The organism is Methylosinus sp. KRF6 (genome assembly GCF_018887255.1).
GTDB classification, from domain to species: Bacteria; Pseudomonadota; Alphaproteobacteria; order Rhizobiales; family Beijerinckiaceae; genus Methylosinus; species Methylosinus sporium.
This window is the reverse complement of sequence record NZ_JAHLJF010000001.1, coordinates 2245668-2258648: the sequence shown is the minus strand read 5'-3', so window position 1 is coordinate 2258648 and position 12981 is coordinate 2245668. Positions and strand designations below refer to the sequence as shown.

Sequence of the window (12981 nt, the reverse complement as noted above, 5' to 3'; positions counted from 1 at the left end):
CTAGGGTCAATCTAACAGCGAGGCGCAGTGTGAAAGTCATGATCCGCAGAGGTTCCGACGGCATTCTTTCGGCCTATGTGCCGAAGAAGGATCTCGAAGAGCCGATCGTCGAACAGGAGAGCCCTCAATTGTGGGGCGGCACGGTGACGCTCGCCAATGGTTGGGTGCTTCAGCTGCCGGAGATGGCGGCGGAGACGTCGCTTCCGATCACGGTCGAAGCCAAGAAAATAAGTGGAGACTGACAAATGCCGATCGCGACCGAGCAACTCGAGGCGATCGACGCGACGCTCGCGACGGCGGCCGCCGATCATGCGGCCGTTTCCGCTCTGAGGCAAGTCGCTCCGGGCCTTACGGCGATAAGATGCGATAAGGCGGACATGCAGGATGAGACGCCGTTCCGCACCTACGAAAACTGCGACTTGTTTTTGATCGACGCGCGCGAGCATTGCGTCAAGATCACCGCAGACCCCTCTATCGCCACTGGATTGGTGGTTGCCCCGAAAAGGTGAGCGACAATGAAGACGTCCGTTCTGCCGATGAATGATCCGGACCTCGCCCAGAGCGATCTGGACGCGGTCGTCGAGACGATTACTTCGCCGCGGCTGTCGTCGGGCCCGAAGGTCGAGGAGTTCGAGGCGGAATTCGCGGCTTATCTCGGCCGCAAACATGCGATCGCGGTCTCCAGCGGCACGATCGGTCTGTTGCTCACCCTGCGCGCCTATGGAATCGGGCCCGGCGACGAAGTCGTCGCCTCGGCTCATTCTTTCCGTGAGACGACGCACGCCATTGCGCTGTGTGGCGCTCGTCCTGTTTTCGCGGACATAGATTATTGGGCCGGCACTCTCGCGCCCGAGAAGGCGGAAGCGGTCATCACAGACAAGACCAAGGCGATCGTCGCCGGCAACACCAACGGCCATCCCGCGCCATGGGAGCCGCTTCGCCAATTGGCCGAGGCGAAGAAGGTCGTGCTCATTGAAGACTCCACCGAGGCGATCGGATCTATCTACAAGGGCAAGCTCGTCGGCTCGTTCGGCGATTGTTCGATATTCGACTTCTCTCAGCCCGGCGTTATCGCCTGCGGCGAAGGCGGGATGATCGTCACCGATGACGACGATCGCGCTTCGGCGATCCGCAATTTGCGCAGCCGTCGCGTCGCAGAGCGGTCTTCCGTCGTCCTGGGCGCCTATCCTCCCATGCAGGCGGCGATGAGCGACATTACCGCAGCGCTCGGGCTCGCCCAATTTCGACGGCTGGAGCTGCTTCTCGCGCGTCGCACGCGCGTCGAGCGCTGGTTCTACCAATATGTGAAATCCTTCGAAGGGATCAAAGATCCTTTTATCGCGCCGGATGTCGACGAGGTTCACTGGTTCCTCTATGTCGTGCACCTCGGCACGCGCTTCTCGCGGTCCAGTCGCGATCAGATCATCGAAGATCTGCAGACCGAAAAGATCGACGCTTCCGCTTATTCGCATCCTCTGCATTTGCAGCGCTATTATTTCGATCTCGGCTACCGCCGCGGCAATTTTTTCGTGACCGAGAAAGTCGCCGACCGTGCGGTGGCTCTCCCGTTCCATGCGCATTTGACGGAAAACCAAGTCGCTTTCATCGTCGGCACGATGAAAGACGCCTCGATCAATGTCGGCGCAGGCACGGCCATTTATCTGTGATCCCGGCGCCGGCCGGCGGCCGGCGCCGATCCTTGCTCGAAATCATTGTCGATAAACGGACGTGTCTGCGTCGCGAGTGGTCCGCAGCATTCCCGGCTCGCGATCGAAACTGTCCAATATCGTGAGTTTGCGCGCGTTTTTCGACGCGAGGCGCAGACATGCGCCGCGCCTAGCACGAAGTTTAGAGTGGTTCGAAACTTGCTGGGCGAATGCTGTGAGGACCTTTGGCAAGGAGGAGTGAACGACATGCCGGTACTGACCATTCTGCCGTCGGGCAAGACCATCGAAGTTGAGCCGGGCAGCAGACTCCTGGACGCAATTTTGAAAGCGGAAGAAAAAATCCAAAGCAAATGCGGTGGCGAGGCCAAATGCGGCACCTGCCACTTGTTCGTCCAGGAAGGAAGGAAGAGCCTGTCGAAGACGACCCGCGCCGAAAACGAGCAGTTGGACACGATCGTCGGCGTGGGCTCGAAATCACGTCTCGCTTGCCAAGCCAATTTCGGAACCGAGAACGTCACGGTCGAGCTGCTCGGCTTCGACTCGGGTCGCTGAGAACCGGAGGGGAATCAAGATGAGCGACAAATCCGTCATCATTCATGTCCGCTTTTACAATGACGGCTCCGTGCAGGAGATCGGCGAGCGTCCCGCGAGCCTTTCCAGCCAGGAGTGGTTCACCAAGCTGACCAACGCCTACGCAATGGACTACATGGCGCTGTCGGGCGGTCGCGGCGCCTTCAAGCTGACGCCCGAAGAGCTCGACGTCGCCAAGAGCGCCACGCTTCAGTGACAGAGCAGGCAATCCGGGTTCGACGAGAGGAGAAACACAAGTGCTGAGCGCAATCAAAACGGGGTTTGAGCGAGGCCTCGTGATACCCTATCTCGGACCCGGCGTGCTGACGCTGGCGACAGGCGGGAACCCGGTTCCCGCTTCGCCCGAGGAACTGGTCGTGCAGCTGACCAAGGCCGCGACCGTTCCGCATAAAATCCGCAACAACCTCACCGCTGCGGCTCAATACATAGAGAACTTCAAGCATCGCAAGACCATCTCCGCCGCGATGAAGAAGGCGTTCGAGATCTCGCCGGAGCCGAGCGTCCTGCACAATTGGATCGCCGAGCAGCCGAGCCTGCCGCTGGTCGTCAACGCCTGGTACGACGATCTGCAGCAGAAGGCGCTGGCGGGGCGCAAGAGCTGGGGCATTGTGCAAGGCGTGTCGCAGGCCGAACATTTCGGCTATTGGGTGAATTATTTCCGACCCGACTCGTCGCTCGTGCCCAATAAGGAATTCCACCGCGACGGCTCGGGCGCCAAAGCTCCCGCCGAGGCGCCCGAAGAAACCTTGTCGTGGGAAACGCTGCTCTATCAGCCGATCGGTTCAGTGACGCCGGCGGCGAATTTCGTGATCTCTGACTCCGATTATGTCGAGGTCCTGACAGAGATCGACATTCAGACGCCGATTCCAGAGGCCGTTCAGTCGATCCGAAAAGGTCGCGGCTTTCTCTTCCTCGGTTGCCGTTTCACGACACAGCTCGAGCGCAATTTCGCCCGGCAGATCATGAAGCGTTCTTCCGACCAGCATTGGGCGGTGATCGAAGGCCCGCTGACCAAAAACGAGGCGAAGTTCCTCGCCGAGCAGAACATCACGCGAATTGAGACGCCGCTGGCCGAATTCGTCGCGAGCCTCACCGGGCAGGCGATCGTCGCCTCCAGCGCCGACGCGGCCGCTTGAACCGCGCGCGCATCGGCGCGGACCAAGTCAAATTCAGGAACCGAAAATGCTCGAAGACCTTCCAGTCGTATTCAAGTACCATGTGTTCACGTGCTTTCAGCAACGGCCGCCGGGACACCCGCGCGGCAGCTGCACGACGTCCGGCGCGAAGCCGCTATGGGATCGGCTGCAGGCGAAGCTCGGCGCGCAGCCTCTGCCCGACGTCTCCATGACGGCGACAGGATGTCTCGGCTTTTGCCGCGCCGGTCCTCTGATGGTCGTCTATCCGCAAGGCGTCTGGTACGCGCCGCGCACGCCCGAGGACATCGATGAAATCGTCCAATCGCATTTCATCGACGGCAATCCCGTCGAGCGGCTGATCATCGTGCCGCAGGTCTGACGCTGACGTAGTGACAATACGAAAACGCCCGCGATCGCCGCGGGCGTTTTTCATTTGTGAACCGCGCGAAATGGGCGCCGACGACAAAAAGGCCGGAGTCAGCGCTCCGGCCTCGATAGACTTACGCATGTATTCGTCGAATGTCAGAGAACGGTCAACGGAATGGCGACTCCTTGCCGACGACCGAGAAGAACGTCCACTTTCTGCCGCACGAACTCGACCGTCAGCGGCTTCACGATATAGCCATGGGCGCCGGCCGCCTGGCTCTCCTTGCCGAAGCCGTTCTGCAGCGAGTCCACGATCACCAGAACTTTGACGCCGGGAATCCGCTGCGGAATTTCCTTCAATATCGGAAGCCCCGCCGTCTTCACGACATTTTCCGACAAAATCAAGAGATCGGGCTTTGCCGACGCCGCCTTGTCGAAGGCGAAATCGAGGCTTCCGACCTCATGGGTCTCGTATTCATCGTGCAGCATGAACTGAAGCGCCGCCCGAATGATCTCGTCGTCGTCGACGACGAAAATGCGCTTGTTTTCGACCGCCCTGGACGTTTCGACGCCGATTTGCATCTCGTCTGCTCCGTAGTTGACTGCCCGCTTTCTAAGCAATCGCTATGCCGTGCGACAGTCGACAATCGCGACAGCGCTCGTCCGATTCTTACAATAGTTCCGAACGAGCCTGTCGCCTAAATGCCCTTCGTCCGATTCCGCGCATCACTGTCGGCTTTGACACACCCCCGATCGACGGCGCGTGCGCTGTCGATACCTGATTGAGATTAAATAATTATAAGGCGATTTCGAGGGCTGGCACGCTGCTTGCGAGACAGGGCCCGCAAGGCGAGTGGCTGCGGATTGGGCGGCCCCGATCACCAAGGGGGCGATCAAGCAACCGGCGCCGGGCTCGGTCGGACGAAACGACTTCGGCCTGCGCGCCGTGCGCGCCGATCGCAATGAAACGGTATCTTAAGGAGACAGAAATGTCAGAACTTCGACAGATCGCGTTCTACGGCAAGGGCGGTATTGGCAAGTCCACGACCTCCCAGAACACTCTCGCGGCTCTCGCTCAGACGGGCAAGAAGATCCTGATCGTCGGCTGCGACCCCAAGGCCGACTCGACCCGTCTGATCCTGCACGCCAAGGCCCAGGACACCATCCTGTCGCTCGCGGCTGAGGCTGGCTCGGTCGAGGACCTCGAGATCGAAGACGTCATGAAGATCGGCTTCGAGGACATCCGTTGCGTCGAGTCCGGTGGTCCGGAGCCGGGCGTCGGCTGCGCCGGCCGCGGCGTCATCACCTCGATCAACTTCCTCGAGGAGCAGGGCGCTTATGACGGCGTCGACTACGTCTCCTACGACGTGCTCGGCGACGTGGTTTGCGGCGGCTTCGCGATGCCGATCCGTGAGAACAAGGCTCAGGAAATCTACATCGTCATGTCCGGCGAGATGATGGCCATGTATGCGGCCAACAACATCTCCAAGGGCATTCTGAAATACGCCAACTCCGGCGGCGTGCGCCTGGGCGGGCTGGTCTGCAACGAGCGCCAGACCGACAAGGAGTACGAGCTGGCCGAGTCCCTCGCCAAGAAGCTCGGCACCCAGCTGATCTACTTCGTGCCGCGCGACAATATCGTTCAGCACGCCGAGCTGCGCCGCATGACGGTCGTCGAGTACGCTCCCGACTCCACGCAGGCCGGCCATTACCGCAACCTGGCCAACAAGGTCCATGCGAACAAGGGCAACGGCATCATTCCGACCCCGATCACCATGGACGAGCTCGAAGACCTCCTCATGGAGCACGGCATCATGAAGGCGGTCGACGAGTCGCAGGTCGGCAAGACCGCCGCGGACCTCGCCGCGATCGCGTAATCCGTTTGAAAGCTTGCGGCCCGGCCTCGCACGGGGCCGGGCCGATCTTTCAGACACTGACTAATCAGAAAGGGATGGCGTCATGAGCCTGGCTCAACCCGAATCCATCGAAGACCTCAAGGCGCGCAATAAGGCGCTGATCAAAGAGGTTCTCGAAGTTTATCCTGAAAAGACCGCCAAGCGCCGCGCGAAGCACCTCGGCACGTTCGAGGACGGCAAGCCGGATTGCGGCGTGAAGTCCAACATCAAGTCGATCCCCGGCGTGATGACGATCCGTGGCTGCGCTTACGCCGGTTCGAAGGGCGTCGTGTGGGGCCCGATCAAGGACATGATCCACATCAGCCACGGCCCGGTCGGCTGCGGTCAGTATTCCTGGGCGTCTCGCCGCAACTACTACATCGGCGTGACGGGCATCGACACTTTCGGCACGATGCAGTTCACCTCGGACTTCCAGGAAAAGGACATCGTGTTCGGCGGCGACAAGAAGCTCGCCAAGCTGATCGACGAAATCCAGGAGCTGTTCCCCCTCAACAAGGGCATCTCTGTCCAGTCCGAGTGCCCGATCGGCCTCATCGGCGACGACATCGAGGCTGTCTCCAAGGCCAAGACCAAGGAGTACAACGGCCATACGATCGTTCCGGTTCGCTGCGAAGGCTTCCGTGGCGTGTCGCAGTCGCTCGGCCACCATCTGGCCAATGACGCGATCCGCGACTGGGTGTTCGACAAGATGGAGGGCAAGCCCGCTCTCTTCGAAGCGACGCCTTACGACGTTGCGATCATCGGCGACTACAACATCGGCGGCGACGCCTGGTCTTCGCGCATTCTGCTCGAGGAAATGGGCCTCCGCGTCGTTGCGCAGTGGTCGGGTGACGGCACGATCGCCGAGCTCGAGGCGACCCCTCGCGCGAAGCTCAATGTGCTGCACTGCTACCGCTCGATGAACTACATCTCCCGTCACATGGAAGAAAAGTACGGGGTTCCGTGGGTCGAGTACAACTTCTTTGGTCCGTCGAAGATCGAAGAGTCGCTGCGCAAGATCGCCAGCCACTTCGACGACAAGATCAAGGAAGGCGCCGAGCGCGTCATCGCCAAATATCGTCCGCTGATGGACGCGGTGATCGCCAAGTACCGTCCGCGCCTCGAAGGCAAGAAGGTCATGCTGTTCGTCGGCGGTCTCCGCCCGCGTCACGTGATCGGCGCCTATGAGGATCTCGGCATGGAGATCGTCGGCACCGGCTATGAGTTCGGCCACAACGACGATTATCAGCGCACGACTCACTATGTGAAGGACGGCACGCTGATCTATGACGACGTGACCGGCTACGAGTTCGAGAAGTTCGTCGAGAAGATCCAGCCCGACCTGGTCGGCTCCGGCATCAAGGAAAAGTACGTCTTCCAGAAGATGGGCGTTCCTTTCCGCCAGATGCACAGCTGGGACTACTCCGGCCCGTATCACGGCTATGACGGCTTCGCGATCTTCGCTCGCGACATGGACATGGCGATCAACTCGCCGGTCTGGAAATTCGCCAAGGCGCCGTGGGCGGCTTGATCGACTGAGTTGCAAACGCTCTCTTCGCGAACGGGGTCTTCCCCGTTCGCGTTGAAGAGACCGAGGCCGGGTCGCCGCCTCGGTCCGAGAGAGCGGGCGCTCGCGGACAACGAGGGGAATCGACATGCCACAGAATGCAGATAACGTTCTCGACCATTTCAACCTATTCCGTCAGCCGGAATATCTCGAGATGTTCGAGAAGAAGAAGAAAGAGTTCGAGAATCATCACCCCGACGCCGAGGTCGAGCGCGTTCGCGAGTGGGCCAAGACGAAAGAGTATCAGGAGAAGAACTTCGCTCGCGAGGCTCTGACCGTCAATCCGGCGAAGGCCTGCCAGCCGCTCGGCGCGGTGTTCGCCTCCCTCGGCTTCGAGAGCACGATTCCCTTCGTGCACGGCTCGCAGGGCTGCGTGGCCTATTATCGCTCGCACTTCTCGCGTCACTTCAAGGAGCCGACCTCTTGTGTCTCCTCCTCGATGACCGAAGACGCGGCGGTGTTCGGCGGCCTCAACAACATGATCGACGGCCTCGCCAACACCTACAATATGTATAAGCCGAAGATGATCTCCGTCTCCACCACCTGCATGGCGGAAGTCATCGGCGACGACCTCAACGCCTTCATCAAGACGTCGAAGGAAAAGGGTTCGGTTCCGGCCGATTACGACGTTCCCTTCGCTCACACCCCGGCCTTCGTCGGCAGCCACGTCACCGGCTACGACAATGTCATGAAGGGCATGGTCGAGCATTTCTGGAACGGCAAAGCCGGCACGGCGCCGAAGCTCGAGCGCGTCCCGAACGAGAAGATCAACTTCATCGGCGGCTTCGACGGCTATGTCGTCGGCAATATCCGCGAAGTGAAGCGCATGTTCGACTCCATGGGCGTCGAATATACGATCTTCGGCGACCCGAGCGACGTGTGGGATACGCCCACCGACGGCGAGTTCCGCATGTATGACGGCGGCACCACGCTGGAGGACGCCGCCAATGCGATCCACGCCAAGGCGACCTTCTCGATGCAGCATTTCTCCACGGAGAAGACGCTGCCTCTGATCGCCGAGAGCGGCCAGGAAACCTATTCCTTCCATCATCCGATCGGCGTTCGCGCGACCGATGAATTTTTGATGAAGGTTTCCGAGGTCACTGGCAAGCCGATCTCCAAGGAGCTGACCCGCGAGCGCGGCCGTCTCGTCGACGCGATCGCCGATTCCTCGGCCCATCTGCACGGCAAGCGTTTCGCCATCTACGGCGATCCGGATCTGTGCTACGGCCTCGCGGCCTTCCTGATGGAGCTGGGCGCCGAGCCGATCACCGTGCTGGCCTCCAATGGCGGCAAGGTGTGGGAAGAGAAGATGAACGCTCTCTTCGCCAGCTCTCCCTTCGGCAAGAATTGCAAGGCCTATCCCGGCAAGGATCTGTGGCACATGCGTTCGTTGCTGTTCACGGAGCCGGTGGACTTCCTGATCGGCAACACCTACGGCAAGTATCTCGAGCGCGACACCGGCACGCCGCTGATCCGCATCGGCTTCCCGGTCTTCGATCGCCACCACTATCACCGCTATCCGGTGTGGGGCTATCAGGGCGGCCTGAACGTCCTGGTGTGGCTGCTCGACAAAGTCTTCGACGAGATCGATCGCAACACCAACGTCGTCGCGAAGTCGGACTACAGCTTCGACATTATTCGCTGACATTCACGAGCTTCCGCCGGGCCGCAATCGACCCGGCGGAACAACGAGAGCCTGATCCGTCGGGTCGATCGCCGCGCTGGCGCAATGCGTGCGCAGAGTGGGAGGCGATGGCCGTTGCAGGAGGCGCGGATGAGCACGCTGGCCGCAAAAGTTCAAGAAGTTTTCAACGAGCCCGGTTGCGACAAGAACAAGGGCAAATCCGAGAAAGAGCGAAAAAAGGGCTGCACGAAGCAATTGGCGCCGGGCGCCGCAGCCGGTGGATGCGCTTTCGACGGCGCCAAGATCGCTCTACAGCCCATCACCGACGTCGCCCATCTCGTTCATGGACCCATCGCCTGCGAAGGCAACTCCTGGGACAATCGCGGAGCCAAGACTTCGGGCTCCAGCCTCTACCGCACCGGTTTCACGACCGATATCGGCGAGACCGACGTCGTCTTCGGCGGTGAGAAGCGCCTCTACAAATCGATCAAGGAGATCATCGACAAATACGATCCGCCGGCGGTCTTCGTCTATCAGACCTGCGTTCCGGCGATGATCGGCGATGATATCGACGCCGTCTGCAAGGCCGCTGCGAAGAAATTCAACAAGCCCGTTATCCCGGTGAACTCGCCCGGCTTCGTGGGGCCGAAGAATCTCGGCAATAAGCTCGCGGGCGAGGCGATCCTCGAACATGTGATCGGGACGCAGGAGCCGGAATATACGACTCCTTACGATATCAACATCATCGGCGAATATAATCTCGCCGGCGAGTTGTGGCAGGTGAAACCTCTGCTCGACGAGCTCGGCATTCGTATCCTGTCCTGCATTTCCGGCGACGGCAAATACAATGAGGTCGCCTATTCCCATCGCGCCAAAGCGTCGATGATGGTGTGCTCCAAAGCGATGATCAACGTCGCTCGCAAGATGGAGGAACGCTACGACATTCCCTTCTTCGAAGGGTCTTTCTACGGCATCGGCGATATGAGCGATTCGCTTCGCGAGATCGCGCGCCTGCTCGTCGAGCGCGGCGCCCCCGCGGAGCTGAAGGATCGCACCGACGCGCTCATCGAGCGTGAGGAAGCGCGCGCCTGGGCGCGCATCGCTCCCTATAAGGAGCGCCTCACAGGCAAAAAGGTTCTGCTCATCACGGGCGGCGTCAAATCCTGGTCTGTCGTCGCCGCTCTGCAGGAAGCCGGCATGGAGCTCGTCGGCACCAGCGTCAAGAAGTCCACCAAGGAGGACAAGGAGCGCATCAAGGAACTGATGGGTCAGGACGCCCATATGATCGACGATATGACGCCGCGCGAAATGTATAAAATGCTCAAAGACGCGCAGGCGGATATCATGTTGTCGGGCGGCCGCTCGCAGTTCATCGCGCTGAAGGCGAAGATGCCCTGGCTCGACATCAACCAGGAGCGTCATCACGCCTATGCCGGCTATGAAGGGATGGTCGAGCTCGTGCACGAGATCGACAAGGCGCTCTTCAATCCGGTTTGGGAGCAGGTCCGCCGCCCGCCGCCGTGGCAGGAGAAGACCTGGGAAGAGCGAGCGAACGAGGCCATCGCCGCCGAGGTGGCCGAGCTCGCCGCCGATCCGGTCAAGGCCGAGCAGGTGCGTCGCGAAAAGCGCGTCTGCAAATGCCACAGCGTGAATGTCGGCGCCCTCGAGGACGCGATCGCCGCCGGTTCTTTGACGACGGTCGATGCGCTGGCGGAGGCGACCCGCGCCGGCACGGGTTGCGGCGGATGTCGCGACACTTTGGAGCAGATGATCGAGGCAGCCAACGCCGGTGGCGCGGTTCCTGCATCGAAAGCCGCGTGAGGCGCTCCGATGGCTAGAGTCGAAGTTTCCAAAAAGGCCTGCGCGGTCAATCCATTGAAGATGAGCCAGCCGATCGGCGGCGCGCTCGCCTTCATGGGCGTGCAGGGATGTATGCCGCTGCTGCACGGATCACAAGGCTGCACATCTTTTGGGCTGGTGCTGTTCGTTCGGCATTTTCGCGAAGCCATTCCGCTCCAGACCACTGCGATGAGCGAGGTGGCGACGGTTCTCGGCGGGTTGGAAAATGTCGAAGAGGCGATCGTCAATATCGCCAAACGGGCGAAGCCTGAAATCATCGGCATTTGCTCGACCGGCGTGACAGAGACCAAAGGCGACGACGTCGACGGCTATATTCAGCTCGTGCGCCAGCGTCACCCCGAGCTCGATCACATGGGAATTGTCTATGTATCGACGCCGGATTTCAAAGACGCGTTTCAAGACGGCTGGGGCAAGGCGGTCGCCAAGCTGATCGAGGTTTTCGTTCCTGCGAGCGAGGCGCCGGTTCAAAGAGCGCCTCAGCGAGTCAATGTTTTGCCGGGCTGTCATCTCACCCCCGGCGACATAGACGAATTGCGCGACATCATCGAGAGCTTCGGGCTGGAGCCGACGTTTCTCCCAGATCTCTCCGGGTCGTTGGATGGGCATCTGCCGGAAGATTTCACGCCGACGACGCTCGGCGGCACATCGCGCGACGCTATGGCCGCTATGGGATCCGCCGCGTGGACGATCGCGGTCGGCGAGCAGATGCGTCTGGCGGCGACGACGTTGGAGCGACGGAACGGCGTTCCGTTCGTGTTGTTCGATCGTCTTACCGGTCTCGCGCCCAATGACGAGCTGATCGGCTTCTTGTCGAAAATCAGCGGGCGGCCGGTTCCTCAAAAATACAAACGGCAGCGTGGCCAGCTCGTCGACGCGATGCTCGATGGGCATTTCCATTTCGGCGGAAAGAAAGTGACGATCGGCGCCGAGCCGGATCTTTTGTTCGCGATCGGCTCCTGGCTGACGGAGATGGGCGCGCATCTGCAAGGCGCTGTGACGACCACCCATTCGCCGGTGTTGGAGAAGCTCGCGATCGAAGAGGTTCTCATCGGCGATCTGGAGGATCTCGAGAATAGGTCGAAAGGCGCCGATCTCATGATGACGCATTCGCACGGGCGCCAGGCGTCCGAGCGCTTGGGGGTGCCGCTCTTTCGGCTCGGGCTGCCGACTTTCGATCGATTGGGGGCGGGGCACGAGCTGACAGTTGGTTATAGAGGCACCCGAACGCTCATCTTCAACATCGGCAATATGTTCATCTCGCAGGCGCATGAGCCCGATCCGGACACATGGCGCCGGGATGACGAAAACGTCACGCATTTCGGCGACGAGCATAAACCCGAGCTCGTTCAAATCACCGCGATGGCCTGACCACGAGGAGGCAGTATGAAAGTCGCATTCGCCACGCAAGACCTCGTAAGAGTCGACGCCCATTTCGGCTGGGCGAAGAATATCGCTCTCTATGAACTCACCGCCGAGGGTTACAGCTTCATCGAAGCGATCGAATTCCAGGGCGATCTGCAGGAAGACGGCAACGAGGACAAGCTCGCGCCGAAACTCGATGCGATCAAGGACTGCGCGATATTGTACGTCGCCGCGATCGGCGGCTCCGGGGCCGCCCGCGTCGTGGCGTCCGGCATACACCCGATGAAGGTTCCGCAGCCCGAGAATATTGTCGATCTGCTGGAGAAGCTCAAGGTGGTTCTGCAGGGCGCGCCGCCGCCGTGGTTGCGCAAGGTCATGACGAAGGGCCAGGAAAGAACCTTCGATTTCGAGGAAGAGGCTGCAAATGGCTGAGACGGAGACGATTACGGCGAATGACGCGGCTGAGAGCGTCTTCATCAAGGAACTCATCAAGCAGTGGCGTGCGCAGGATACACACGGCACCTGGGAGAACAAGAAAGACCTCGATCTCATCAAGCCCTACATCGTCGATAAGGAAGCCCGTAAGGCGCTGCCGCTGATCGGCGATCCGGATCCCGAGATTCTTTGGCGCGTCGAGCTTTTCTACAACGCGGTCGCGCTTTCGATCGAGCGCGCGACGGGCGTCATGGTGCAGCCGATGATCAAGATGAGCCACGAGGGCTTTGGTCGCCAAGTGCTCATCGCAGGTCGCCTCATCGTCGTGAACAAGCAGCTGCGCGACGTTCATCGTTTCGGCTTCGACTCGTTGGAGAAGCTCTCCGACGAAGGCACGAAACTCGTGACCGCCGGAGTCGAGATGATCGAGAAGTTCCCGGAAGTCGCGCGTTATTGATATCGAAGGAGAGAAAAA

General features: G+C 60.4%; 15 protein-coding genes. 14 read left to right on the top strand and 1 reads right to left on the bottom strand.

Features of this window, described 5'->3' with window-relative positions; all coding sequences use genetic code 11:
• Nucleotides 1-29: 29 nt before the first annotated feature.
• From nifT to KP010_RS10875, 7 genes are all read left to right on the top strand, one after another.
• Nucleotides 30-242 (top strand): putative nitrogen fixation protein NifT, encoded by a 213-nt coding sequence (gene nifT, locus KP010_RS10905; protein WP_109027618.1) that lies wholly within the window; start codon nt 30-32, stop codon nt 240-242.
• 3 nt (nt 243-245) lie between these two features.
• Nucleotides 246-509 (top strand): hypothetical protein, encoded by a 264-nt coding sequence (locus KP010_RS10900; protein ID WP_142862405.1) that lies wholly within the window; start codon nt 246-248, stop codon nt 507-509.
• A gap of 6 nt (nt 510-515) precedes the next feature.
• Entirely contained in the window at nt 516-1667 is a 1152-nt protein-coding gene (locus tag KP010_RS10895) for a DegT/DnrJ/EryC1/StrS aminotransferase family protein (RefSeq protein WP_142862406.1), read from the top strand.
• Nucleotides 1668-1913: 246 nt separating this feature from the next.
• On the top strand, nt 1914-2219 hold the full coding sequence (locus tag KP010_RS10890) for a 2Fe-2S iron-sulfur cluster-binding protein (protein ID WP_142862407.1): 306 nt from the start codon (nt 1914-1916) through the stop codon (nt 2217-2219).
• Nucleotides 2220-2238: 19 nt separating this feature from the next.
• Entirely contained in the window at nt 2239-2454 is a 216-nt protein-coding gene (locus tag KP010_RS10885) for a hypothetical protein (RefSeq protein WP_018267916.1), read from the top strand.
• Nucleotides 2455-2533: 79 nt separating this feature from the next.
• Nucleotides 2534-3394 carry an SIR2 family protein gene (locus KP010_RS10880; RefSeq protein WP_371824207.1) on the top strand — a complete coding sequence of 287 codons (861 nt, stop codon included), beginning with the start codon at nt 2534-2536 and terminating at the stop codon, nt 3392-3394.
• A gap of 46 nt (nt 3395-3440) precedes the next feature.
• On the top strand, nt 3441-3773 hold the full coding sequence (locus KP010_RS10875) for a ferredoxin (protein WP_109027622.1): 333 nt from the start codon (nt 3441-3443) through the stop codon (nt 3771-3773).
• A gap of 143 nt (nt 3774-3916) precedes the next feature.
• On the opposite strand, the gene KP010_RS10870 is transcribed toward KP010_RS10875, so the two are convergent.
• On the bottom strand, nt 3917-4342 hold the full coding sequence (locus KP010_RS10870; RefSeq protein ID WP_109027623.1) for a response regulator: 426 nt from the start codon (nt 4340-4342) through the stop codon (nt 3917-3919).
• Between the two features lie 407 nt (nt 4343-4749).
• On the opposite strand from KP010_RS10870, the gene nifH reads away from it, so the two are divergent.
• The 7 genes from nifH (at nt 4750) to KP010_RS10835 (ending at nt 12963) form a co-directional block, all read left to right on the top strand.
• A complete protein-coding gene (nifH, locus tag KP010_RS10865; RefSeq protein WP_109027624.1) occupies nt 4750-5637 on the top strand; it encodes a nitrogenase iron protein in 888 nt (295 codons plus the stop codon).
• Nucleotides 5638-5719: 82 nt separating this feature from the next.
• On the top strand, nt 5720-7186 hold the full coding sequence (gene nifD / locus KP010_RS10860) for a nitrogenase molybdenum-iron protein alpha chain (RefSeq protein WP_018267921.1): 1467 nt from the start codon (nt 5720-5722) through the stop codon (nt 7184-7186).
• A gap of 124 nt (nt 7187-7310) precedes the next feature.
• Nucleotides 7311-8870: a nitrogenase molybdenum-iron protein subunit beta gene (gene nifK, locus KP010_RS10855; protein WP_142862408.1), complete on the top strand. Its 1560-nt coding sequence runs from the start codon at nt 7311-7313 to the stop codon at nt 8868-8870.
• A 129-nt stretch (nt 8871-8999) separates the two neighbouring features.
• Nucleotides 9000-10670 (top strand): nitrogenase iron-molybdenum cofactor biosynthesis protein NifE, encoded by a 1671-nt coding sequence (gene nifE, locus KP010_RS10850; protein WP_142862409.1) that lies wholly within the window; start codon nt 9000-9002, stop codon nt 10668-10670.
• Between the two features lie 9 nt (nt 10671-10679).
• The gene (gene nifN / locus KP010_RS10845; RefSeq protein WP_142862410.1) at nt 10680-12077 is read left to right on the top strand and encodes a nitrogenase iron-molybdenum cofactor biosynthesis protein NifN; all 1398 of its coding nucleotides are present in this window, start codon (nt 10680-10682) and stop codon (nt 12075-12077) included.
• A 15-nt stretch (nt 12078-12092) separates the two neighbouring features.
• On the top strand, nt 12093-12503 hold the full coding sequence (gene nifX, locus KP010_RS10840) for a nitrogen fixation protein NifX (protein WP_142862411.1): 411 nt from the start codon (nt 12093-12095) through the stop codon (nt 12501-12503).
• Entirely contained in the window at nt 12496-12963 is a 468-nt protein-coding gene (locus KP010_RS10835; RefSeq protein ID WP_142862412.1) for a NifX-associated nitrogen fixation protein, read from the top strand. The genes nifX and KP010_RS10835 overlap by 8 nt, the downstream gene beginning before the upstream one ends.
• The last annotated feature ends 18 nt before the right edge of the window (nt 12964-12981 follow it).

Excerpts from the sequence above, each read along its gene's own strand:
- KP010_RS10900 (WP_142862405.1), top strand. The coding sequence starts at position 246 with ATGCCGATCGCGACCGAGCAACTCGAGGCGATCGACGCGACGCTCGCG.
- KP010_RS10895 (WP_142862406.1), top strand. The coding sequence starts at position 516 with ATGAAGACGTCCGTTCTGCCGATGAATGATCCGGACCTCGCCCAGAGC.
- KP010_RS10890 (WP_142862407.1), top strand. The coding sequence starts at position 1,914 with ATGCCGGTACTGACCATTCTGCCGTCGGGCAAGACCATCGAAGTTGAG.
- KP010_RS10885 (WP_018267916.1), top strand. The coding sequence starts at position 2,239 with ATGAGCGACAAATCCGTCATCATTCATGTCCGCTTTTACAATGACGGC.
- KP010_RS10875 (WP_109027622.1), top strand. The coding sequence starts at position 3,441 with ATGCTCGAAGACCTTCCAGTCGTATTCAAGTACCATGTGTTCACGTGC.
- KP010_RS10870 (WP_109027623.1), bottom strand. The coding sequence starts at position 4,342 with ATGCAAATCGGCGTCGAAACGTCCAGGGCGGTCGAAAACAAGCGCATT.
- nifH (WP_109027624.1), top strand. The coding sequence starts at position 4,750 with ATGTCAGAACTTCGACAGATCGCGTTCTACGGCAAGGGCGGTATTGGC.
- nifD (WP_018267921.1), top strand. The coding sequence starts at position 5,720 with ATGAGCCTGGCTCAACCCGAATCCATCGAAGACCTCAAGGCGCGCAAT.
- nifK (WP_142862408.1), top strand. The coding sequence starts at position 7,311 with ATGCCACAGAATGCAGATAACGTTCTCGACCATTTCAACCTATTCCGT.
- nifE (WP_142862409.1), top strand. The coding sequence starts at position 9,000 with ATGAGCACGCTGGCCGCAAAAGTTCAAGAAGTTTTCAACGAGCCCGGT.
- nifN (WP_142862410.1), top strand. The coding sequence starts at position 10,680 with ATGGCTAGAGTCGAAGTTTCCAAAAAGGCCTGCGCGGTCAATCCATTG.
- nifX (WP_142862411.1), top strand. The coding sequence starts at position 12,093 with ATGAAAGTCGCATTCGCCACGCAAGACCTCGTAAGAGTCGACGCCCAT.
- KP010_RS10835 (WP_142862412.1), top strand. The coding sequence starts at position 12,496 with ATGGCTGAGACGGAGACGATTACGGCGAATGACGCGGCTGAGAGCGTC.